Genomic DNA, 22,625 nt, shown 5'->3' with positions numbered 1-22,625 from the left:
TTCGTGAAAGGCACACTGGAAGGCGTGTTGCTGTTCGTGCGCAAGGTCACAGCCACACGGATCAATATACGGAGTTGATCTATCTACCGCTCAAAGATTCGACAGAAGGGCTTACCCCCATGGCTGAAGCCAGGGGTCCGCGCCCTAGATCTCCGATCGCAAAGCTCGACTGGGGTGCTTTCTGCCAGCCACGGCCAGAGCGTGGCCTCGGCCAGCATATGCTCACCTCGGTGTGCCAGCTCATCGCGTCGGCCGACGACGCTCTCAAGCGATAACGCTGGAAGCGACATGCTGAGCGGGCCTTCGAGGGAGTGCCGTACACGTCTCGCAGCGAAGTTTCGCAATGGCCGCTGATGTAGCAAACCCGGCGCATGCCGACCAACCACCCGCATCGCTTGTGCGTAGTGGGACCACTGCTCAGCTCGGAACTATTCGATAGGGGATGATCGACGGTGCCGTTCACCGCATCACCCGCCCTGATACGCCAGACCGAACGCTGGTTCGTCCGGCGTGGTGCACCCACGATGATCGAGGGCTACCAGTTCACCACGCACGTGCTGCCCCGGATGGTCCCGCCGCTGGCGTTCGTGGCGCTCGCCAGCCTGGCCTGGCTCCTGCCCCTGAAAACCGCGGGTTCCGGGAAGTGGATCCTGCTCGGCGGAGTGATCGTGGTAGCGGCGGCCGTATGGGTGGCGATCAGTCTGTTCGTCCGGCGGCTGCCCCACTTCTCACGCACGACCAGTATCGCGATTCTCGGGGGGTACGCGGCGATGCCGATCGTCGTGCCCCTGCTGCAACTCGCCGTCGACGATACGGTCACCCCGCCCGCAGGACATGTGGTCGGGCTGCTCGGGTTCGTCATCTTCTTCGCGGCCGTCTTCGTGGTGACGCTGCTGGCCACCACGTACGGTATGGGCGCGCTGCTGCGCCGGGCGATCCGGCGCACCTTCTCCGATATGAGCAACAGCGTGCACCTGCTGGGCCGGGCGCTGCCCATGCTGCTGTTCGTCACGCTGTTCCTGTTCTTCACCGGTGAGCTGTGGCAGGCCGTAAACCGCCTGACGTGGTGGCGGATCTCGCTGGTCGTCGCCCTGTTCGCCGCCGTCGCCATGCTCGCCGCGGCCGCCCGCCTGCGCGAGGAGATCGGACGAGTCGAGCAGGACCTCAGCCCGCATAAGCTGGCATCAGCCTGCAAGGGCACGCCCTTGGCCGAGGTACCGATCGACGACCTGATGCCCGACGGTCCGCCGCGCGCGGTGCCGCTCAACGGGCGCCAGGTCCGCAACCTGCTGCTGATGCTGGCCACCCGTCAGCTGATGCAGGCCGCGGTAGCCGGACTGGCGTTGTTCGCGTTCTTCCTCGTCCTCGGCCTGGTTGTGGTCACGCCTGAGACGGCGGAGCAGTGGATCGGCGGCGTGCCCGTTCCCTCAGACCTCCTGCCCACGGTGCCGGTCGCGCTGCTGCGTATCGCCACGCTCTTCGCCGGGTTCGGCAGCATGTACTTCGCGGTCACCTCGATGAGCGACGCCGACCACCGGCGGCAGTTCTTCGCCCCGATCATCGACCGAATCGAGCGCACGCTCGCGGTGCGGGCGGTCTATCTGGCCGTGCGTGGCACCTCCCGGTCCGGCGGAAGGCCCGGCGGCCCAGCCGACGACGTCGAAACCGACGTGGAAGGTCCCGCTCAGAGCAGAGCGGTTTGCTCATGGTCGGGCAGGTTGAAGTGGGTGACCAGGTCGGCGTCGACGAGATTCATCGCGGGTGATCAGCGCCTTCTCGCGGGCGTTGCGCACGAAGATCCGCGTTGAGGTGGGGAGCCGGCCCAGCGAGTGCGGGCATGGTCTGACCACCCCGTAGAGAAGACGGCCGGTGTGGACGGCGATGCCGTACCCGTGCTCGCGATCGCCTTGACCGGAGACAGGCAGCGCTCGTGCGGCGTGCTCACTCAGAGCCAGCACCGCGACATGGTCCGGAAGCTCGGTGAGCTGAGCTGCGGACACCCCGCTCCACCACTGCTGTGCTGCCGCTTGCTCCTGCGTCGCTACTGGCGCCAGGGATTGGCCAGCGAGGGGGCCCGCGAGCTCATTCGACACGGGTTCGAAGATCTCCGACTGCCCCGCATCTTCGCCGAGACCATGGCGGTCAACACCGCCTCCCGTGCGACCATGACCGCACTCGGCATGGAGCATGTCCGTACGTTCCACATGGAGTGGGCCGAGCCGCTCACCGGCAGCGTTCTTGGTGAGGTCGAGTACGCGATCACCCGAGAGCGGTGGCTCGCTTGCCAGGCGGCCAAAGCTTGAGTGCTCGCCGAAGATCCCACCACGAGGATCGCGGCCGTTCGTTGTGTCCTGCTCGCTTACCGTGTCGCGCGGCAGTGCGAGAGCTAGTCCCTGCGCTCGGCCGCTGTCATGCGCCTTGCGGCTGGTTCTCGGCGGCCTTCCGGGCGGCTTGTTCGAGGCGTTCGCGGTAGTCCGTCCACCATGAGTCATCATCGGCGTTCGGCAGGCGGTCGTGGCTGTGGCGGCCGGCGGCGCCGTCGATCAGCTCGCGGACGATGTCGGCGTGCCCGGCGTGGCGGTTGGTTTCGGCGATCACGTGGACGAGGATGCGATGCAGGGAGACCGTGTTGCTGTCGGCCGGCCACCAGGCGACGTGGCCGGTCGCGTCCAGGGGCAGCTCCTCGATCGTGGCGTCCGCGTGGGCCCAGGCGCGGTGGTAGAGGGCGATCATCTGCTCGCGGGACTCGTCCGGGGTCGCCCACATGTCGGCGTTCGGCTCGGCGTCATCCTCGAACCAGGGCATCGGCTCGCCGGACGAGCGGCCGAAAGTGTCGCCGAAGTAGCCGAACTCGACGCTGGCCAGGTGTTTGACCAGGCCGAGGAGGTTGGTGCCGGTCGGGGTATGGGGGCGGCGGATGTCGTACTCGGACAGGCCGTCGAGTTTCCACAGGAGGGACTCGCGGGCGGTCTTGAGGTAACGGTGGAGGTCCGCTTTCGGGTCCCATCCGGTCATGTCGGCCATTGTGTCAGCGTAGGCCATGAAGAAGGGATATCACGGTGCGGCGAGCTGCGCGGATCGCCGCGTGGAGGCCGTGCGGCGACAGGTCAGAATCGGCTCCACCCGGGAATCTCGACCCACCTGGACCACGGTCCCTTCACGCACGTGCCGTCACCGGGATCCAGGCCCAGCAGCGTGAACGCGTGTCCGATCTCGGCTGAGATCGGGTCTTCCCTGCTCTGGGCCCAGGAGTAGAGGAAACGGTCCAGCGTCCGCGCTGGGCCCTCGCCAGGGTGGGCGTCACTGTCGACCGGATCGCGGTCGCCCCATTCGCCGTCGACGACGTAGCCGCTCTGCGTGCCGCTCTTGGCGTTGAAGTAGACCGTCAGGCACCGGGTGCCCGCCGACAGGGGATTCACCGTCTCGTTCAGAGTGACGGCGAAGCCTTCCGGTTGCACCAGGGCGCATCCGCCCGCGATCTCGGTGACGGCGACGTATCGCAACCCGACGTCGTAAAGGTCCTCGGGGTACTCCTCGTCCTCGGGCGGCCACGGTGCCGGGCGAGGAGGGTGCGGAGGGAACCGCGCGGGGTCGGCCCCCAGTCGCCGTATCGCCTCATCGGCGGTGATTCCCGTGACCAGCGTCAGGCCCATCCCCACCGCCCACTCCCCGCCCAGGTCGGCCGCGGCACTGAGAAGTGCCTTACGCTCACGGGCCCGCTGGACGGCGGCTCGATGCTCCTCCTCCAGCGGAACGGCTCCGGGAAGACCGGCGAACAACGGCGCCTGCGGCCCGGCCAGTGCCAGCCGTCCGGCCGACCACCCGCACATCACCTCGACCCACGGGCCGGCCCCGGCTGCCAGCAGCGCCTCGATCGCGCCGCCGTTGTCCGCCCACACCGCCTCCCACAGCGGGGTGCGGCCGTCTTCCCCGCGTACGTTCACGTCACTGGCCTGAGCCGCCAGCGCGGCCACGACCTCCTTGGAGCCGCGCCCGGACGCCGCGATCAGCGGCACGCCCCAAGCCACCGCCGCCCGCGCACTGGGATCGATGCCGGTCGACAGCCACCGCCCGACCTCCTCCATGTCGGTCCACGTCCAGTAGCCGATCCTGTCGAAGGCCATGACACGCTCCTCAGCGTCCGATGATCGTGAGCGAAAGGCCATGCTAGTGATCACGGGTGACACATTCTCCTGGTCCAGGACACCCCGGGGCTCAGACGACGCGATGATCTTGCCGCGCCCGCAAGACGATCATGTACGGCATCCGTAGAGCCATGCTGCGATCCTGGTGGAGCCGAGCTGCCGAGCATGGCAAAACTCCAGATCGGGCTGTGTGGCATGATTTGGCACCCACACGGCGGAAAGCCTGCGAACGTGTGGCTGCTCGGGTCGCCTCATTCGCCAGGTGGTCGCTTTGGTGGCGCTGGTCAGGGGCGGGGGTGCCGGGCGAGGTAGTCCTGGAGTTCGCGGTGGCGAAACTGGTAGGCGATGCCGGCGATGCGGATCAGTCCGGTGTCGGTGTAGCACCAGTGCAGAAAACGGCCCAGTCTCCACGGCAGCAGCCGCGTCATGCACAGCATTAGGAGCAGGTACCGCAGTCCGGCGTTGCCTGGACCGCCTATTGCCACCATGTAGATCCCGAAGACCAGCGCGGTGGGGCCGACTGTCGCGGCGGCCTCGATCCCGTCGAGGCCGCCCGGGTTGAGCTCACTGGCGATGCCCGCTCCCAGCCCCATGGACAGTCCCAGCAGGAGCAGGAACGCTGATCCGCTGGCAAGGTCGTCGCGGACGATGTCGCGGGGGGTGGCGACGGGCTTGTAGCCGGGGATCATCAGCGAGCCTGCCAGGCTCAGGAGTAATCCGATCAGGAGTCCTGCCGCAAGTCCGGTGGCGAGACCGGCCGCTCCGTTCCCGGTCGTGGCTCCGCCCCAGAGCCCGAACAGGGGGCAGACCACGTATCCGGCCACGATTGCGGTGGGGGACTTCATCTGGGCCAGGTCGATGTGAGTGAGGCGGGGCCACACTTCCAACCAGGCGATGAGGCTGCCGCCACCCCCTAGGCCTATCGCGGCTATGGCGCCGATCGTGATGCCGTCGTGGCCGATCGCCAGTGCGAACGCCGGCACCATGACCGCCGTGATGAGCGCGATGACACCGAGGCCGAGGACACGTGAGCGGTTCCCCGCCAGCGGCCACAGTTCGTGCAGGACGAGGTCGGTGCCGGACAGGGTGCGGCCGTCCAACGAGGGCCGGGTCATATTGGTGTCCAGATAGCGGGCCAGGACCGCCAGCCAGTTGTGGACGTGGCCTGGCCGGTAGCGGCTCTTCGCGCCTGGTGGGGTGGCGGCCGCGATGGTGGCGCGAATGAACAGACTGAGCAGGTGATCGCGGATCTGATCAGGGTCTGTGGCGGTGTCGGCCTGGTCGGCGAGGTGCGCCAGTTCGGCGGGGTCGCGCAGGTAGGCCCCGGTGTCGGATCGTTGCTGGTAGGCGGTGACGGCCAGGGTGAGTCGCCAGGGTGTGGCCAGTGCCTCCGCCAGCGGGTGGCCGGGCTGGGTGAGCGCGTCCAGCACCGGCTGCCAGCGCGTTCGCTGATGCGTGCCGGCGACTGCCTCGATGAAGGTCCATGTCTGGTCCGCGGTGACAGCCGAGAGGGTGACGCGGGCCGCGTCGTGTGCCCAGGCGTCGTCGGAGATGAGCGCGTCGTAGGAGGTTGACCGGCAGGTCAGCACCAGCCGGGACTTCGTGCGCCCGCGCTGGTAGTCATTCAGCGCCCGCAGTGCCTTGCCCGCGCGTGAGCCGTAGCCGGGCTCGGGTTCGAGGTCCATCTCGTCCAGGCCGTCGATGACCGGGAGCACCCGATCGGCCCGCAGCAGGGCCCAGGCGGTGGCCTTGGACAGGTCGAAGGTGCGTACCAGGTGCGCTGCCAGCCAGTCGTCCACGCTCGTCTGAGCGTCCCAGGCCGCGGCGGACACGCGGACTGGGATCGGATCGTCAGGTCTGCGGTCGTCGTCGGTGAGCAGGCCCAGTATCAGCTCGATCGCGAGCACCGTCTTGCCGGAGCCGGCGTCTCCGGTGATCACTAACCGCTGCGGCGTCAGCTTCCGGAAGTACCCCGCCACGTTCGCCACCGTCCCCTCGGACGCGGCTTCGCCGACGTTGTGGCCGGGTGCGGGAGTGAGGATGAAAGCTACATCGATTGTGCGGTCCTGCCGGCCTAGCAGCTGCATCCGCTGTGCGGTCTCGGAGGTCACGACTGCTCCTTCGAGCCTCCGTGCCCACAGGTCCACATCGGTGTCGGTCACCTGCTTGGCCCGGACCGCCTGCCATCCCGACCAGATCGACACCGCCAGCGACAGCGCTGACATCATGAAACTGGCAGGGTCGACATCACCCCACCCCGCAGCCCTTAAACCCATCCAGGCGAATACGCCGGCCACCATGAGCAGCAGCCCGCACGCCCACATCCACACCCGGACAGACCTGCGATCCTCACCCATAAATGACCATCATCGGCGTGGGGGCGCCCTCGCGCATCAAAGTCCGGCCAATCATCATCTGCCGTGCACATCTACGCGGCGCCAGGTCGCGGTTGTGCTCCCTCGCCACGTACGCCGTCAGCGGCGAGGGGGCGATGCCGTCAGGGTGGGGGGCGCGGTGCACGCCCAGCTCCAGCGGATCGGCAGCGTACATCGTCGAGGTGACCTGGAAGGCGGGGCGTAAGGATGGCTGGAAGCGCGCCTGACACGATCGCAAGCGCCACAGGTGGAAGTGATGGGGCGTCGCGGTCTTGATCTCGACGTGCACAGCTGGCTGGACCGTTACCTTGACCGGCTCGCCGAGCTTCCCGGCCGCCCCACTCCCCAGTCAGGCAATCTCCGAGGCACCCATCAGCTTGCCGAGCTCGCTGACAGCAGTCCGGAGTTGCCTGGTCAGCGAATCGCCATCGTCGGTGGACCAGCCGAGGGCGTACCCGGCTCTGGCCCAGTTCGCGGTCAGCGGCGGAAGGCGGCAGCCGGCCGCGGCGAGCTGCCGCACGATCTTGACATCCGTCAGGCCGGCGAGTACCTCCACCGGGGCGACGTTCCGGCGGACGATGCCGGAGGCCAGCAGAAACCGCACCTCCGCCCGCCGAGCGGAGGCCGGACGGTCCACCGCGAGCGGCTGGCCCAGCGCCAGGCGCGCCTGGTCGAGATAGAGGTCGCGGCCATGCACCGCCGACACCAATTCGGTGATGTAGTCGCCTGCCGGTCGCACTGTCGCCTCCAGCAGGACCGGGCGACCGCCGTCAAGTTTCACCTCGACGTGCAAGACGGCCGACTCGACCTGCCAGGCGGCGATCAGGTCGCGGACGAGCGCGTTGAGGGCGGCGTTGGGACGATCGGCCCGGTCAGTGGTGTGGGCGACCTCGAGGAAGCCGGTAGGGCCGCCTGTCTGTTTGCGGGTCAGCGAGGAGAAGATCAGCTTGCCGTCCCGCACCACAGCTTCGACGCTCGCCTCCGCCCCGCTCAGGTACTCCTCGACGATGCCGGTACGGCTCGGTGAGATCGCCCGTACACGCGGCCATCGGTCCAGCGCCTCCTCGACACCGTGGACGGCGAACACGGCGGCGCTCGCGGAGGAGTCCGCCGGCTTCAGCACCGCGGCCTGGACGCCGGTGGCGAAGAACCGCACGAGATCGTCGGGCCCGGTGACGGCCGAGTGTCGGGGACCGGTGAGGCCGTGCCGCTGACAGACCTCTCGCTGGCGGATCTTGCTCCGGGCGATGCGCGCCGCGCCGACGCCCGGGCCCGGCAGGCACGCCTTCTTCCGGCCGTGGGAGAACCTGCGCTGGGACACACCGGTGCCGGGTCTGGCCCGCTTCGTGTGGGATGTGTACGACGCCGGCGGTCGCGTGGTCTTCAACACGGGACGGCGTGAGCGGGTCCGCGAGCATACCGAGCACGCACTGGCCAACGCCGGCATCACGGGGACGCGCATCGCCTTCCTGCAGAACGACCGCTCCCGGCCCGTTCACGAACTGAAGGCCGACAGCCTGCGGAGCTTCGCCGACCTGGACATCGTCGCGGTGTTCGACGACATCTGCGAGAACCGGCAGGCGATGGCCAAGGTCCTCCCGGACGCTCTGTTCGTCGCGGTGGCACTGCCCGGCTACGTCCACGAGCGTCCCTATGACGGTGCCGATGTCGTCCGGTCCTTCGAAACCGTTCCCCAGTGCGCCCGCACCGCGCCGGCCACCCGGCTTCCGGCGCTGTCCCACGCGAACTCGCTGGCCGAACTGTCGCTGGCCGAGATGTCGGAGGGAAAACTCGCTCTGGAGCACGCCGTACGGCTCAGCGAACGCGAATCCTTGGAAATCATCGACACGCTGCTCGAAAGCGCCGAACGTGCCGCGATCCAGACGGCCGGGCGCGCCCCCCGGACAGGCGATCTCGTGGCCGATATCTACCACCTGCTCACGCGCCCGCAGTTCCGCAAGGGAGCACGGGCGAACTATTCCTTGGCCATGGCGAGGCGTGAGATCCAGCCCCGGGTGGCTGACGGCGCCCCCATTCCCGTCATCACCAGAGGCTTCCCGATCAAATTCCCGTACAACAAGCTCAAGACGTTGGGAAGCCAGCCCGACCTGTCCGAACTCGCCGCCATGATCCGGCTGCGCGAGTTGCACCGTACGGTGCAGGAGATCTATCCGCCAGGACTTGCGATCACGGTGCTCGGCGACGGCAACCACTTCCGGCCGCACCCGCGACATCTGCTGCTTGCCTACCGGGAGAAACTGCTCGCCTATCACGCTCTTGCCGGTGGGACGGAGATCCTCACGATCGCTGATCTGAACGAGGTCGCCGAACAGCGCATGGGACTCTTCGCCGTGCGACAGCATGCCGCGCTCATCCCGCAGCGAGTGGCGGAAATTCGTGCTGCCCTCGCCGGATTGGACATCGTCTCCGCACCCGCGCCCGCGCTGGAGCAGGCCACCCTACGGACGACCCACATGATCGGCGGCAATCGCGGTGCTGGAATGGCGATCCCGCATTTCGAGAGCCTGTTCCGATCGCTGATGTACACCGTTTCCACGACACAGGGCCATGACGCCGCTTTGGCCAAGCAGATCTACGCCGATCTGTTCAACCTGGCCGACCCGGCACTCCCCGCGCCGATCGCCGGCGAACGGCGCGCGGTGCTGTCCAAGGCCTGGCATGACACCATCCGGTACATGGCGGTCTTGTGGGCCGATCGTGACCTGGGATTCGACGCGGCGATGTTCTCCCATCAGATCCGGCTGACACCGAACCCGCGAAACGGCTGCCTTGGCTTCACCTACCTCGGCGGGGCGTCCGTCCTTCCCTGGCACGGTACGGCGGCCTTGGACGCCTCAGGCCGCGTGTCAACCGATTTCGCCGTCTCCTTGCTCGACCAGGGTTTTGTCCCAGCGTACTCACCCCTGCTCGGCCCGGCCCAGCCATGGATGATGGTCCCGGTCACCGCCATCGAAGGCGGCGGTCTCCACCCCGGCTTCCGCGCGGCAGTGCAGCTCAGACGCCGCTGAGCGCCGCGCCCTCGCCAGCCCTTGGCTCGGCCTCCGCTGCATGCTCGCCGGACGCTTCGAGCGGCCTGCCGCTGCCCATCCAGGCCGCGTACCTGCACCTCCACCCCCACGGTGTGCGACGACAGACGCGCCAGCCAGGGCTCGCACTCGATCGGGATGACCTCAGGTCAAGTGTCCGGGGAACGGAGGAAAGCTCAATCAATCGAGAGGAGTTGCTGACCTTCGCAGGCCAGGTCTACCAGTCGGTAAGCAAGCCGTACTGGAAGGACCCACCCGGACACTCGACGAAACTGCCAAGCATGCCTTGGGCAGCTCCACGAGTGAGGCTAAATGTCGGTGCCCGTTGATAACTATGGCCCGTCACGTTGACCGACCGACGACGATGGAGCCCCCCATGGCCACGGCCACCTTCAGAGACGAGAGCGCCACCGGCAGGTGCTCAGTCGAGATCGCCCTTCCCGCTCGGCCCGACGCGAGCCAGGCGCGCGAACTCGTCCGCCTCGTGCCGCGGGCAGGCTGCTGACATGGGCGTCCTCGACAACTTTCCCCAGTCCTACGGCTACCTGCTCAACTACCGCATCGAGGGGCTGCCGCGTGAGCTGTTCGCCCGGTACGACGCGGGCGGGCGGCCCGGCGCCGACGACGCCGGGCGCAGGGCGTTCGGCATGTGGGCGCAACTGCGGCTCAGCCTGGGCGACAAGGGCGGCCACGAGTACCCCGAGGAGGTGCTCCGGCTGGTGCGTGAGGTGGCCGATGGCGACATCCCCTGGACGTTCGAGGACACGCGCGTCCTGTGGGAGATCGCCGACGCGCTGTCGAGTTGCGGTCACACCGGGCACGCCGAGCTGTACCGGATTCCGCTGGCCGCCATCGCGACGCTCGGATACCCCGAGCGCCGTCAGATCCTTGGTGACGCGCCGTCGTGGCACCCGGCCCACCGCAGTCCCGGCCGGGCCGCGTTACGCAAGGACCTGGGGCGCGTACTGACCGAGCCCGCGGAGCACGGGGTGGCCGGTGTCGTGCGCAGCCTGGTCTGGGACGGCGACCCCATCGCCCGTGCCATGGCAGGGGAGTACGCCGCCCGGCTGGCTCACCCCGCCGTGCTGCCCCTGCTGAAACACTGGCGCAAGGCCAAGGCCAACAGGCCCAGCGGACCCTGGCTCGCCAAGGTCCGCACGCTGCTCACCGACGACGGCGTGGCGGTGCTGCGCGAGATCCTCTCCCGCGTGGCCACCCATCGCGAGAGTCGCGAGCCCGGCGGCAGGGTCTTCCTCGCCCGCCACACCGCCCTCCCGCTGCGCGGCATGTTGTGGACGTGTGAGGTGATCGACGCGCCCTGGGTGTCCACGCTGCTCGGCGATGTCGCCACGAACTGCGGCATCGGGCGCAACGGCACCGGCGGCGCCGCCGTCTGCCGCAACGAGAGACTGGCCAACGCCGCACTGAACGCGCTGGCCAAGCGGGGCGGTCTCGACACGGTGGGCGTGCTCGCGCGCGTGCGAGCAAAGCTGCGCAGACCGGCCCTGCTGGCGAAGGCGTCCGATGCTCTCGACGCGGTGGCCGTACAAGAGGGGCTGAGCCACGAACAGCTCGTCGACCGGACGGTCCCGGCCTTCGGGCTCGTACGGGTTCGGCGAACTGAGTGAGACCGCTCGCACGCGGCGTGACGCGCTGGCCCGGCTGTTGCCCCGGCTGAAGATCGCCGACCGGGTGGAGCTGACCGACCGGTTCCTGCGCGTGCGGGGGCAACTGCGTACCTATCGGATTCATCTGGGGTCGGGCAACATCCTGATGGAGCCGAACGACGCCTACCTGTGCATCGTCCCCGACCGCGGCCGCTCCGCCTCATCGGTGTTCCTACCGTTCGAGGAGGACGGCGGAATGCTGTCGGTCATCCTGTCGAAGGCGTTCCTGCTGGCAGACGACACCAGGATCAGTGATCCCAGCATCACCCGCCAGCTTGTCGCCATCTAGGCCCGATGCCGGACGTGGTGCGGACGTCGAACGTGCGAATTCCATCCATGCAGGTCAAGCGGCATGTGAGTATTTGTGGAGGACGCCGCCGATCCGGTTTTCAGCTGTGTGTCATAGCTGATGGAGATCGCTGAGGAAGGTGCGGATATCGTCGGCCTCGGGGACGTCGAGGGCGGTGTACAGGTCGAGGGCCTGTAGGGCGTGGTCGCGGGCGAGGTCCATATGGCCGAGGTCGCGGTAGACGTGCGCCAGGCCGTCGTGGGCGCGGGCCTGCTCCGGGCGGTAGCTCACCTCGCGGGCGAGGGTCAGCGCGGCGTCATGGTCGGCTACGGCCTGGGCGAGGTCGCCCATGGATCGGGCGGCTTCCGCCAGGGCGTTGAGCGACTCGGCTTCGTCTCCGGGGAAGCCGAACGTGCGGCACAGGTGCAGGGCGTCGCGATGATGGTGGCGGGCCTGGTCATAGCGGCCCTGCCGCTGGCACACCAGCCCGAGGTTGTTCAGGACGATGGTTTCGCCAATGCGAGATCCGGTCTCGCGATAGAGGTACAGCGCTTGGCGATGGTGGTCGTGAGCGTCTTCGTAGCGTCCTTGGTGCTCGTGGACGGTGCCGAGGTTGGTCAGGCAGCTGGCTTCGCCGGCCCGGTCGCCGAACGCACGGAAGAGGGCGAGGGACTGTCGATAGTGGTCGTGGGCCTGGTCGTATTCTCGCTGCCGCTTATAGACGTTGCCGAGGTTGTGCAGCGCGCGGCCTTTGGCGTCCAGGTCGCCGATTTCGCGCGAAAGGTTCAGGGCGTGCCGGTAATGCTCGGCGGCCTGCCCGTAGTGGCCGTGCCACCAGTAACGCACCTCACCGAGGTCGAGGAGCGTGCGGGCTTCGGCCGCTGTGTCGCCGAGTCGCCGGCTTGCTTGGAGTGCCAAGCCATGGAGGGCCAGCGCGTCGGCATGATGGGCGTGGCCAAGCAGGTAGCGATGCAAGGTGGCCGCCAACTGGCTGGTGTGTGTGAGCCAGCCGTGGCCGGCGGTGTGATGGCCGACCGCGATGAGGTTCGCGCGTTCGGCGTTCAGCCATCTGACCGCCTCGACCTCGTCCTGCGGGGACGAGGTCAGGGTGTCCGGTGCGGGGATGCGTGGCCTGCGGTTCTTGCTCTCGGGGTAGAGGTGATCGATGGCCGTGCTCGCGCTGTGGAGATAGTGGTCGAACAGCCGGCCGAGGGCCTCCCGCTGGGCGCTTGGGGGCTCTTGGGCGGCTGCGGTGGCCAGGGCGTGTTCACGCAGCAGGTCGTGAAAGGTGTAGCGGCCGGGCTGGTACTGGGCCAGGACGTGGGCGTCCAGAAGGTCTTCCATGAGCATCTCGGCCCGCTCGAGTGGAAGATCGGCCAGCGCGGCGGCCGCGTCGGGGCCGATGTCACGGCCCGGCTGCAGCCCCAGAAGCCGGAACATGCGTTGCTGATCGGGATCCAGCTGCTGGTAGGACAGGGTGAACGCGGCTGCCACACCTCTTTCCGAGGTGGCCAGCTCGGAAAGCCTGCGGCGTTGGTCGCGGAGCCGGTCGGCCAGGTATTCGACGGTCCAGCGGGGGCGATGGTGCAGGCGGGCGGCGGCGATGCGGACGGCCAGTGGCAGGAAACCGCACAACTGCAGCACGTCGAGGACCGCGACCGGTTCGGCGGCCGCCCGCTCGCCCACGATCGCCGTGAACAATTCCACGGCGTCCGCGGCAGGCAGCACGTCCATGGACAGGGCGTGTGCCCCGTCCAGGTCGGTCAGCCGTCGGCGACTGGTGATCAGGATGAGGGTGCTGGAGGTGCCGGGCAGCAACGGCCGCACATGCTCGGCGCCGAGGGCGTTGTCCAGCACGGCCAGCACTCGACGGCCGGACAGTTCGGACCGCCACACCGCGGCGCGATCGGCGACCGACGCCGGGATGCGTTCGGCGGGCAGGCCGAGCTGCCCCAGGAGGACCTCCAGCGCGGTGCCGGCATCGAGCGGCGCCTGACCGGCGGTGTGCGCCTGCAGGTCGACGAAGAGTTGCCCGTCAGGGAAGTGGTCCGCGAGGAGGTGTCCCGCATGGACCGCGAGCGCCGTTTTGCCGATCCCGGCCATCCCGTCGATCGCCGAGATCGTCACGACGCCACCGTTGCTGCTCGTCCACGAGCGGGCGAGCCTGTCGAGCTCGCCTTCTCGTCCGGTGAAATCCGGGACGTCGTAGGGCAGGAAGTTCACCCGCTGCGACTTCGTCGGCGCGGCGGCCGGCGCCCGCAGGCCGGGGTCGTCACGCAGGATGGCCTGTTCGAGCTTGCTGAACGCGTGGCCGGGGTCCAGCCCCTGCTGTTCGGCCAGGGCCGCCCGGAACGTTCTTGCCACGTGCAACGCGTCGGGTTGGCGTCCGGCGCGGTGCAGGGCGAGCATCAACTGGCCGCAGAGCCGTTCCCGCAGCGGATTGGCCGCCACGTGGACGGTCAGTTCGTCGATGAGGTCGTCCTGGTGGCCCAGTGACAGCTCTAATTCGGCCAGGCGTTCAATGGCGGTCAGTCGCTGCCCGTTCAGTCGTGCTCTGGCGCTCTGGACGTAATCGGCGGTGATATCAGCCAACGGCTCTCCCCGCCACAGCGCCAGCGCGGCACGGATCTGGTCCGCGGTGTCCTGCGGGTCGCCCGAGGTGGCCTGTGCCTTGGCGATCAGGTTGGTGAACTCGTCCAGATCGAGTTGGCCGGGCTCGGGGGTGATCATGTACCCGGCCGGATGAGTGGCCAGCATCTGGTCGGCTCCCGCAGCGCGCAGCATCCGGCGGATGGCGGCGATCGTGGTTTGGATCTGTGCGCGGGCGGAATCCGGCGGCAGCAGCCCCCACATCGCGTCAATCAGCCGATCCGTACTGATCACGACCTCGGCGTGCAGCAACAGATAGGCGAGCACCGCCCGATGCCGGGGTGCCAGCCTGGGCGGCTGGGAACCCGGAGCCACGGCCTCCACCGGGCCGAGGACCCTGAACCGCATGCCGTCACTCCTAAGGCCGCCAGCGCTTGCATCGAGAACGCATCGGAAATCTATCAAGGCCTAACTGCAGGATTGCCGGCATGCACATCGTTGATCCGGAGATCGCCACCGGTGAGGCCGCGCAACTGTTCACCGCCACACACAAGGCCCTCGGGGTCATCCCCAACCTGGCCAAGGTGATGGCCAACAATCTGGCCGTGTTAAAGGGATACCTGGACGTCGTCGGCATCCTGGGCGCGGAGGGAACCCTGCCGGCGGACTTGCTCGAGCGCATCGCTTTGCTGGTGGCGCAGGAGAACAAGTCTGATTACTGCCTGTCGGTGCACTCGTTCCGCGGAACCAAGGTGGCCGGGCTGACCGCGGTCGAGGCCGGCCGCGCGAGGAGGGGCGAAGCCGGCGACCCCTGGGCTGCCGCGGTCCTGGGATTGGCCTCCGCCGTGGTACGAGAGCGCGGGGCTGTTTCCGACGATCAGCTGGCCACGGCCCGGCACGCCGGTCTGTCCGACGGGCAGATCGTCGAGGTCATCGCCCACGTGGCGCTCAATGTGTTCACCAACTACCTCGCCAACACGGCCCGCGTTGACATCGACTGGCCGCTCGTGCGCCACACCGACTGAAGGAAGCGATGACACAAGTCATGACCGGCGTCCAAGGCATCCCCACCAAGGAGTTTCGCGTGACCCGGATTGTCCCTATGCCTCGGGTTTCGGCCGAGAATGCCACCGCCTGGCATGCGGTTGTAGTGGCCTCGCTCGCCAGCGATCTGCCTGATGAGCCCCGGCCCACGTCCAAGCAGGTCCATGCCCAGCTCACTGCTGGCGGGCTGGACAGCCGCCGACTGCTCTGGCTGGCCACCGAGACCGGCGGCGCGGTGGTCGGTGTGGCCGGGCTGCGGCTTTTCGCCTCGCCCGGCCAAGATCACCTGGCGGAACTGGAGCTGCACGTCGCCCCGGAGCGGCGGCGCTCAGGGGTCGGCTCGCAACTGCTGGCCACAGCCGTGTTGGCAGCAGAGGCAGAGCAGCGCCGAAGCCTGATCACCGCCGCGGCCGGCGGAGGGCCGGGTGAGGCCTTCTGCACCGCGCGCGGCTTCCGGCGGGTGCTGACGCTGGACCATCTACTGCTCGACGTCGCGCAGGCCGACGATACCGAGGCCGACATCGAGCATCCCGGCTACGAGCTGGTCGGTTGGACCGGCACGGTCCCCGACGAGCTGGCCGAAGCCTTCGCCGCGGCCAAGAACGCGATGAACGACATGCCCACCGGCGACATGGACTACGGCAACCAGACCTGGACCGCCGACCGGGTCCGTGCCATGGCCAAAGTGCTGGCCGACCGCGGTGATCTGCTGCTGACGACCGCCGCGCTCGGCAAGGGGGAGATGGCCGGATACACCGAGCTCGTCATCCGGGCCGGGGAGACCCGCCGGGCACTGCAGTACGACACCGCCGTGGTGCCCGCGCACCGCGGCCACGGGCTCGGGCTGTGGGTCAAGGCCGCAATGGTGCGCAGGCTGCGTGCCGAGCACCCCGGCATCGTCGAGATCGAGACCGACAACGCCCAGGACAACACCCACATGCTCGCCGTCAACCGGCGGCTGGGCTTCGGCTTCCACCGCCGCACCCACGAATACCAGCTCGACCTGCCCACCACCTGACCACTTCGCAAGGAGAGCCTCCGCATGTCCCTCACCCTTACCGATCAGGACAAGCTGACCCTGCGGACCGCCGCGTACGGGGCCGTGTCGCTTCTTGCCGCTGCCGGCGCCGCCGGTGGCTCACCGTACCGGATCGCCACCGACGGGTCCGTCGCCCTGGCCTCCGCGACCGGCCCGATCGGGCACGTGCTCGCCGACAAGACAAAGGGCGTGAACCTGAACGGCAAGTCCGTCGCCGAACTCGCCGACCATGTGCTGCCTGCGCTGACTGAAGCCATGAGCCTGCTCAGGAAGCAGGCCCCGGCAGAGGCCGACAACTTCCGCAGCACCGTCATCCTCGCCGTCGAAGCAGCCACCCAGCGGGGCGAGCCCAGCCCCAGCATGGCTGACGTGACCCGCAAGATCACCGGAGCCCTCGACGCCGCCTGACGGGCTGTCCGCCTGCGCTGCTACAGCTTTGCCCGCGCCGCTGACCAGGCGGTGTCGTGTCAGTGGCCGCGTCAGGACGGCAACGGCCCGATATCAGCGCGGTCGGCGATGGTGGCTGCCATGAGCGGTTCAGCCATGGACCCCCGTGCGTCGCTCATCGAAGCCATGAGCGCCAGGCCAGGGCAGGTCTCGCAAGATCGAACACTGTATGTAAGGAGATTCATGATGGGAACTGGCAACAGCGGCTTCTCCGAGGCAGGGCTGCGCAGGCTGCGCGAGGTGCTGGCGCGGCATGTCGAGTCCGGGAGGATTCCCGGGCTTGTCGCCCTGGTCGGCCGGGGCGAGGAGACGCACGTCGAAGCGATCGGGACGATGCGTCATGACGGTGGCGCGCCGATGCGCCGGGACACGATCTTCCGGATGGCCTCCACGAGCAAGCCGGTCACGATGGCGGCGGCGATGGTCCTGCTGGATGAGTGCAGGCTGCGGCTGGACGACCCGGTCGATGAGTGGCTGCCCGAACTGGCCGACAGGCAGGTGCTGGCGCGGGCCGACGGCCCGCTGGAGGACACCGTGCCGGCGCGGCGGCCGATCACCGTACGGGACCTGCTGACCTCCACGTTCGGGCTCGGCGTGGACCTGACGTTGATGGGCTCCCCGATCATGGCCGCAGTTCTGGAGCGGGCCAACTACGACCCGGGAACGGGCCTGGCGCCAGAGCCGGACAAGTGGATGCGCAGCCTCGGCGAGCTGCCGCTGGCCTACCAGCCCGGAGAGCGCTGGCAGTACGAGCTCAGCCACGACGTGCTCGGCGTGCTGGTGGCCAGGGTCACCGGTCAGACGTTCGAGACGTTTCTGCACGAACGCGTCTTCGACCCCCTGGGGATGAAGGACACCGGCTTCCACGTGCCCGCCGGAAAGATCGACCGGCTGCCGCCCAGCTACGCCCCCGACCCGCAGACCGGAGAATTCCACGTGTGGGACGAGGCCGCCAGCGGACGCTACAGCCGGCCTCCGGCCTTCCAGCATGGCGGCGGCGGGCTGGTCTCCACCGTGGATGACTACCACGCCTACTTCCGGATGCTGCTCAATGGCGGGATGCACGGGAGTGAACGGATCCTGTCCCGGCCCGCCGTCGAGCTGATGACCACCAACCGCCTCACGCCCGAGCAGAACGCCGCCCGCAACGACCTGGCCAAGAGCAACGTCCACCTGTCGTTCGGCCAAGGGCAGCAGGGTGGCTGGGGTTTTGGGATGGCGGTGCGCACCTACCGGGGCGACTACGCGTCGGTCGGCCAGTTCGGCTGGGACGGCGGAACCGGCACCACGGCCTACGCCGACCCGGACAAGCAACTCACCGGAATCCTGCTCACCCAGGTCGGGCTGTCAACCCCGGATCCGGCGCGGCTGATCCACGACTTCTGGACCACCCTCTACCAGGCCATCGACGACTGACACCTGGGCCCGCGCCCGGTAGATCCGGTTGGCCAAACCCTGGCCGCCCAGCAGGGCCGCCTTCCACCACCCGACTGTTCCATCGAAGGAGCGCACCACCATGTCCATCACCCTGACCGACCAGGACAAGACCACCCTGCGCACCGCCGCGTACGGCGCCGTCTCGCTGCTGGCCGCCGCCGGAGCCGCCGGCTCGCCGCACAGGATCGCCACCGATGGCTCCCTTGCCCTGGCTTCTGCGACCGGCCTGGTCGGGCACGTGCTCGCCGCAAAGACCAAGGACATCAACCTGAACGGCAAGTCCGTCGCCGAACTCGCCGACCACGTGCTGCCGGCCCTGACGGCGGCCATGAACCTGCTCAACAAGCAGGACCTGGCAGAGGCCGACAACTTCCGCAGCACCGTCATCGTCGCCGTCGAAGCAGCCACCTGTACCCACCAGGGCGAGCCCAGCCCCACCCTGGCCGACATGATCCGCAAGATCACCGCAGCCCTCGACGCTGCTTGAGGGGATGCCCGCCTGCGTAGCCACAGCAAGCGCGCCTGGGACTTCCTGGTACGCGAGCTGATGGGCGCCCAGCCGCCGGCCTACCGCCTCGCCCCATCGACCCCGAATTGCTCGGCGAGCTCTTCGCCTGAGCGCGACACCAAAGACGAGGAACAATGAAAACCCAACCTCCACCAGTGATCACGGCGACCGGGCAGCGCATCGACGGCGTGCATCAGCGCCCGGTCATTCGCGGCAAGGTCTTGCGGCGAGTGGCGGCCACGGCGCTGGCGGCCGCGCTCCTGGGTGGAGTGGCCGCACCCGGGGCGGCCGCCGCGGACAGCAGCACGGCCGTGCCGATGGCCGCTGCCGGGCAGGATCGCCCAGAGCTGCAGAAGGCCATCCAGGAGTTCGTCGATGCCGGCTTCGCCGGGATGCAGCTGCGCGTGCACGATCAGCGGGGTGAGTGGGTCGGCAGCGCCGGGGTGCGCAAGCTGGGCCAGAGCGCCAAGCCGCCGACGAACGGGCGGTTCTGGGCGGGCAGCGTCACCAAGACCTTCACCGCGACCCTGGTGCTGCAACTGGTGGCCGAGGGCAAGATCGCCCTGGACGCCCCGGCGGCCGGCTACCTGCCCGAGCTCGGGCTGGACCGGCGGATCACGGTGCGGATGCTGCTGCAGCACACCAGCGGGTTGTTCAACTACACCGGCGAGCACTACGACGACGGGACTGTCGTGCCGGGGATCCCCGCCACCGGCGACGCATGGCTGGCCAACCGGTTCCACAGCTACCGGCCCGAAGAGCTGGTACGGCTCGCGTTGTCCAAGCCGGCACGGTTCGAGCCGGGCACGGACCAGAACTATTCCAACACCAACTACACGCTGGCCCTGCTGCTGATCGAGAAGGTCACCGGCCACTCGTACGCCGAAGAGATGCAGCGGCGGATCCTGCGGCCGCTCGACCTGAAGGGCACCGTGGTGCCGGGCAACCGGGCTGAGCTCCCCGGACCGCACGCCCACGGCTACTACCGGTATGAGGAGGATGGCCAGGAGAAGGTGGTCGACATCGCCCGCCAGAACCTCTCCCTTCTGGCCGGCGCCGGCGACATGATCTCGACCACCCAGGACCTGCACACGTTCATCTCCGCGCTGAACGGTGGCAAGCTCCTGCCGGCCCCGCTGCTGGCCGAGATGCGCAAGCCGTACGGGAAGTACAACTACGGCTTCGGGCTGTTCGTGCAGGACCTGGGCCCGGGCTGCGGCACCGTCTACCAGCACAACGGCAGCCCCCCGCACGGCTACGGGGCGCTGATGTACAGCTCACCCGACGGCAGCAAGACCCTGACCGCCTCGGTGACCTGGGTGGACGAGGCCACAAGAGGCCCGGCAAAGGACTTCCAGAAGCTGGTGGACAAGCTTGTCCAGGAGGTGTTCTGCGACGGGGCGGCTGATGAGGCCAAACCGGCTCAGTAGACGAGGCCGAGCACTGCGGACCCGTACGACGGCCAGCAGCCCTTTCGCCTGGGCGCGCAAGAACGTCCGCCGGGAGGTATCGACGCTTCGGGGAGTCGGGCCGACCCGCCGGCCCGGGAGAATCCGCTGCACGGTCGCTTCACTCACGCGATAGCCAAGCCGGACCAGTTCACCGCGCACCCGGCGATATCCCCAGATCGGGTTCTCCCGCGCCGGGCACAGCACCAGGTCCCGGATCTCTCTGCTCGTCCTCGGGCGGCCCCCACGTCTGGCATGCGGATGTGTGCGCCACGGGAGGGGACATCTCAGGGGCAGTGGTGTCTATCGCTGTCCCTGATCAGCAGGACGCCGGCATCGGCCCTGCAGTACTCTCTCGGTGTTTGATCTTGAAGGTAGGCGCGAGCTCTGGCTACAGCGCCGACGGCTGGCAGTCGAGTGCGGCCAAGGCTGGTCAGAACCTGGAGGAGAACAGGAATGCGAAGAACCTGGCCGGTGGCGCTGGTGGCCCTCGCCACGGTTGTCATGGGCGGCGCGACGCCGGCGAGTGGCGACGCGGTCGATCCGGCAACCGATTCGACGACGGCAACGGCAGCGGTCTGCGGCAGCTCGTCGCTGAACGGCCCGTCCACACCGCCCTCCGGGGCGGTCGTGGTCCCTGCGGGCGACAACAGCGGCGTGGACTTACGCAAGGCGAACACCACGTACTACTTCGAGACCGGCACGCACACGCTGGGCACCGGCACGTACGCCCAGATCGTCCCCGGCAACGGCGCGACGTTCATCGGCGCGCCCGGCGCGGTACTGGACGGGCAGCGGCTGAACCGGTACGCGTTCGGTCAGCAGGCGACCGGCGTCACGATCCGGTACCTGACCATCACCGGGTTCGTCGCGCCGCGCGATGAGGGTGTGGTCAACCACGACTCCGGCGACGGCTGGGTCGTGGAGCACAACACGATCCGCGACAACTCCGGCGCGGGGCTGATGGCCGGGGCCACGAACAAGATCCGTGGCAACTGCTTCAAGGACAACGGGCAGTACGGCCTGAACGCGTACAAGGCCGGCAACACCATCACCGGCCTGGTTGTGGCGGACAACGAGTTCACCGGCAACAACACCGACGACTGGGAGCACCAGGTCCCTGGGTGCGGATGTACCGGTGGCATGAAGTTCTGGGCGGTGAACGGTGCCGACGTGACCGGCAACTGGGTCCACGGCAACCACGGGCCGGGGGTGTGGGCGGACACCAACAACAACGACTTCCTCATCGAGGACAACCTCATCGAGGACAACGAGTCGCTCGCGATCTTCTACGAGATCAGCTACAACGTCGTGATCCGGAACAACACCATCCGCGGCAACGCCTGGGCCTCCGGTGCCGAGCGGGCAGCGAAGGGCGACCCGTTCCCCGAAGCGGCGATCTATCTGTCCGAGGCGGATGGTGAGCCCCGCTTGAAAGCGCGGACCAGCAAGATCGAGATCACCGGCAACCGGCTCGAGAACAACTGGGGCGGGATCACCGCATGGGCGAACGCCGACCGGTTCTGCAACAGCCCAGCCTCGACGACCGGCGACTGCACGCTGATCGTCGGACCCACCAACACCTCACAGTGCTCGGCTCCTGCCATCGCCAGCGAGCCGCTCTACACCAACTGCCGCTGGTGGACGAAGAACGTCGACATCCACCACAACACGTTCGCCTTCGACCCCAGTGCCGTCAACGGCGGCTGCCCAACGCAGTACTGCGGGCACATGGCCCTGCTGTCCAACTGGGGCACATACCCAGACTGGTCCCCGTACAAGGGCGCCGTGATCCAGCAGTCGATCGTCCACGAGTCGCACAACTCCTGGCACGACAACACCTACACAGGACCGTGGCAGTTCAGGGTCACCGACATGGGCAATCGCATCTTGCCCGGGCAGTGGGTCGGCCCCCAGTACGGCCAGGACGCCGGCAGCACGTTCGACGGCGGCACGCCCGTCCCGCCGGCGATCACTGAGCAGGACTTCGAGTCCGGCTCGACGACCTCGCCCTACACTCCCTGGTACGGGGCCAGCCTGGCGCACCAGACCGGCGGCGCGCATGGTGGCACCGGCTCGCTGCAGATGACCAGCACCCAGGCGTCTGGCAGCGCGGTGGCGCTTGACAACTTCCCCGGATACAGCGGTGTGGTCGCCGGTACGAGTTACCACGTGTCGCTGTGGTACCGGGAGGCTGTGGCGACCATGCCTGCCGTCACGTGGAATGTGCGGTGGCGCGACGAGTCCGGCACGGTGCTGCGTACCGACGCCATCTCCCTGGCCCAGAAGACCGCCTGGACCGAAGCAGCCGGCACGTTCACCGCGCCCGCAGGCACGACCCGCGTCGACTGGACCTTTGTCTGGAACGCGAGCGCCGCCGGACCCGCGTTCCAGATCGATGATGTGGCTATCCGTCCCGGGAACCTTCAGCAAAAGACCTGAAGAACATGAGCCCGGTGACGGCGCTCCGCCCGCCTTCCTGGCACGCTACGCGCAAAGAGCGGCGGTGACACGGAACCCCGTGTTGCAGCCGCTCTGATGGGAGCATCAACCCCCGAGGAGGCGCGTGAAGCACCCGTTTTCAGGTCCC

Annotated in this window: 19 protein-coding genes; 13 read left to right on the top strand and 6 right to left on the bottom strand. The window is 68.3% G+C overall.

The annotated features are described in order from the left end of the window. Positions 1-524 precede the first annotated feature (524 nt). On the top strand, positions 525-1,808 hold the full coding sequence (locus ABN273_RS51920; protein ID WP_349457124.1) for a hypothetical protein: 1,284 nt from the start codon (positions 525-527) through the stop codon (positions 1,806-1,808). A gap of 21 nt (positions 1,809-1,829) precedes the next feature. After that, the gene (locus tag ABN273_RS51915; RefSeq protein ID WP_349457123.1) at positions 1,830-2,303 is read left to right on the top strand and encodes a GNAT family N-acetyltransferase; all 474 of its coding nucleotides are present in this window, start codon (positions 1,830-1,832) and stop codon (positions 2,301-2,303) included. Between the two features lie 106 nt (positions 2,304-2,409). Here ABN273_RS51915 and ABN273_RS51910 read toward each other — a convergent pair whose 3' ends face one another. From ABN273_RS51910 to ABN273_RS51890, 5 genes are all read right to left on the bottom strand, one after another. Continuing rightward, positions 2,410-3,015, bottom strand: a complete 606-nt coding sequence (locus tag ABN273_RS51910; protein ID WP_349457122.1) for a DinB family protein — start codon at positions 3,013-3,015, stop codon at positions 2,410-2,412. Positions 3,016-3,107: 92 nt separating this feature from the next. Then, positions 3,108-4,124, bottom strand: coding sequence for a DUF6461 domain-containing protein (locus ABN273_RS51905; protein WP_349457121.1), 1,017 nt, complete (start codon positions 4,122-4,124; stop codon positions 3,108-3,110). A 305-nt stretch (positions 4,125-4,429) separates the two neighbouring features. Beyond that, positions 4,430-6,373 carry an NACHT domain-containing protein gene (locus ABN273_RS51900; protein ID WP_349457120.1) on the bottom strand — a complete coding sequence of 648 codons (1,944 nt, stop codon included), beginning with the start codon at positions 6,371-6,373 and terminating at the stop codon, positions 4,430-4,432. A gap of 121 nt (positions 6,374-6,494) precedes the next feature. After that, a complete protein-coding gene (locus tag ABN273_RS51895) occupies positions 6,495-6,809 on the bottom strand; it encodes a hypothetical protein (protein ID WP_349457119.1) in 315 nt (104 codons plus the stop codon). Between the two features lie 60 nt (positions 6,810-6,869). Beyond that, positions 6,870-7,841: an ATP-grasp domain-containing protein gene (locus tag ABN273_RS51890; RefSeq protein ID WP_349457118.1), complete on the bottom strand. Its 972-nt coding sequence runs from the start codon at positions 7,839-7,841 to the stop codon at positions 6,870-6,872. A 4-nt stretch (positions 7,842-7,845) separates the two neighbouring features. Between ABN273_RS51890 and ABN273_RS51885 the strand changes: the two genes are divergently transcribed. The 4 genes from ABN273_RS51885 to ABN273_RS51870 all read left to right on the top strand — a co-directional run bounded on the left by ABN273_RS51885 (position 7,846) and on the right by ABN273_RS51870 (position 11,523). After that, complete coding sequence (locus ABN273_RS51885) at positions 7,846-9,549, top strand: L-tyrosine/L-tryptophan isonitrile synthase family protein (RefSeq protein ID WP_349457117.1); 1,704 nt, start codon at positions 7,846-7,848, stop codon at positions 9,547-9,549. Positions 9,550-9,943: 394 nt separating this feature from the next. Continuing rightward, positions 9,944-10,072 (top strand): hypothetical protein, encoded by a 129-nt coding sequence (locus ABN273_RS51880; protein WP_349457116.1) that lies wholly within the window; start codon positions 9,944-9,946, stop codon positions 10,070-10,072. Position 10,073: 1 nt separating this feature from the next. Next, complete coding sequence (locus ABN273_RS51875) at positions 10,074-11,195, top strand: hypothetical protein (protein ID WP_349457115.1); 1,122 nt, start codon at positions 10,074-10,076, stop codon at positions 11,193-11,195. After that, positions 11,188-11,523 carry a DUF7737 domain-containing protein gene (locus ABN273_RS51870; RefSeq protein WP_502911293.1) on the top strand — a complete coding sequence of 112 codons (336 nt, stop codon included), beginning with the start codon at positions 11,188-11,190 and terminating at the stop codon, positions 11,521-11,523. The genes ABN273_RS51875 and ABN273_RS51870 overlap by 8 nt, the downstream gene beginning before the upstream one ends. A 111-nt stretch (positions 11,524-11,634) precedes the next feature. Here ABN273_RS51870 and ABN273_RS51865 read toward each other — a convergent pair whose 3' ends face one another. After that, positions 11,635-14,520, bottom strand: a complete 2,886-nt coding sequence (locus ABN273_RS51865; protein ID WP_349457113.1) for an AfsR/SARP family transcriptional regulator — start codon at positions 14,518-14,520, stop codon at positions 11,635-11,637. 80 nt (positions 14,521-14,600) lie between these two features. Here ABN273_RS51865 and ABN273_RS51860 point away from each other — a divergent pair, with 80 nt between their 5' ends. From ABN273_RS51860 to ABN273_RS51830, 7 genes are all read left to right on the top strand, one after another. After that, a complete protein-coding gene (locus tag ABN273_RS51860) occupies positions 14,601-15,137 on the top strand; it encodes a carboxymuconolactone decarboxylase family protein (protein WP_349457112.1) in 537 nt (178 codons plus the stop codon). Positions 15,138-15,196: 59 nt separating this feature from the next. Then, on the top strand, positions 15,197-16,174 hold the full coding sequence (locus ABN273_RS51855) for a GNAT family N-acetyltransferase (protein ID WP_349457111.1): 978 nt from the start codon (positions 15,197-15,199) through the stop codon (positions 16,172-16,174). 24 nt (positions 16,175-16,198) lie between these two features. Beyond that, positions 16,199-16,603: a hypothetical protein gene (locus ABN273_RS51850; protein WP_349457110.1), complete on the top strand. Its 405-nt coding sequence runs from the start codon at positions 16,199-16,201 to the stop codon at positions 16,601-16,603. A 222-nt stretch (positions 16,604-16,825) separates the two neighbouring features. Continuing rightward, complete coding sequence (locus ABN273_RS51845) at positions 16,826-18,058, top strand: serine hydrolase domain-containing protein (protein ID WP_349457109.1); 1,233 nt, start codon at positions 16,826-16,828, stop codon at positions 18,056-18,058. Between the two features lie 100 nt (positions 18,059-18,158). Then, positions 18,159-18,566 (top strand): hypothetical protein, encoded by a 408-nt coding sequence (locus ABN273_RS51840; RefSeq protein WP_349457108.1) that lies wholly within the window; start codon positions 18,159-18,161, stop codon positions 18,564-18,566. 176 nt (positions 18,567-18,742) lie between these two features. Next, the gene (locus tag ABN273_RS51835) at positions 18,743-20,017 is read left to right on the top strand and encodes a serine hydrolase domain-containing protein (protein WP_349457107.1); all 1,275 of its coding nucleotides are present in this window, start codon (positions 18,743-18,745) and stop codon (positions 20,015-20,017) included. Between the two features lie 474 nt (positions 20,018-20,491). Further along, the gene (locus ABN273_RS51830) at positions 20,492-22,477 is read left to right on the top strand and encodes a right-handed parallel beta-helix repeat-containing protein (protein ID WP_349457106.1); all 1,986 of its coding nucleotides are present in this window, start codon (positions 20,492-20,494) and stop codon (positions 22,475-22,477) included. Positions 22,478-22,625 lie beyond the last annotated feature (148 nt).

The sequence above is a fragment of the Nonomuraea sp. B19D2 genome (assembly GCF_040137845.1).
GTDB lineage: Bacteria > Actinomycetota > Actinomycetes > Streptosporangiales > Streptosporangiaceae > Nonomuraea.
This window is presented reverse-complemented; position numbering and strand designations above follow the sequence as displayed.

Bases quoted from the DNA above. Each gene is read 5' to 3' on its own strand.
- ABN273_RS51920 (WP_349457124.1), top strand. From the start codon at position 525: ATGATCGAGGGCTACCAGTTCACCACGCACGTGCTGCCCCGGATGGTC.
- ABN273_RS51875 (WP_349457115.1), top strand. From the start codon at position 10,074: ATGGGCGTCCTCGACAACTTTCCCCAGTCCTACGGCTACCTGCTCAAC.
- ABN273_RS51860 (WP_349457112.1), top strand. From the start codon at position 14,601: ATGCACATCGTTGATCCGGAGATCGCCACCGGTGAGGCCGCGCAACTG.
- ABN273_RS51830 (WP_349457106.1), top strand. From the start codon at position 20,492: ATGCGAAGAACCTGGCCGGTGGCGCTGGTGGCCCTCGCCACGGTTGTC.
- ABN273_RS51880 (WP_349457116.1), top strand. From the start codon at position 9,944: ATGGCCACGGCCACCTTCAGAGACGAGAGCGCCACCGGCAGGTGCTCA.
- ABN273_RS51865 (WP_349457113.1), bottom strand. From the start codon at position 14,520: ATGCGGTTCAGGGTCCTCGGCCCGGTGGAGGCCGTGGCTCCGGGTTCC.
- ABN273_RS51840 (WP_349457108.1), top strand. From the start codon at position 18,159: ATGTCCATCACCCTGACCGACCAGGACAAGACCACCCTGCGCACCGCC.
- ABN273_RS51910 (WP_349457122.1), bottom strand. From the start codon at position 3,015: ATGACCGGATGGGACCCGAAAGCGGACCTCCACCGTTACCTCAAGACC.
- ABN273_RS51905 (WP_349457121.1), bottom strand. From the start codon at position 4,124: ATGGCCTTCGACAGGATCGGCTACTGGACGTGGACCGACATGGAGGAG.
- ABN273_RS51900 (WP_349457120.1), bottom strand. From the start codon at position 6,373: ATGATGTCAGCGCTGTCGCTGGCGGTGTCGATCTGGTCGGGATGGCAG.
- ABN273_RS51850 (WP_349457110.1), top strand. From the start codon at position 16,199: ATGTCCCTCACCCTTACCGATCAGGACAAGCTGACCCTGCGGACCGCC.
- ABN273_RS51845 (WP_349457109.1), top strand. From the start codon at position 16,826: ATGATGGGAACTGGCAACAGCGGCTTCTCCGAGGCAGGGCTGCGCAGG.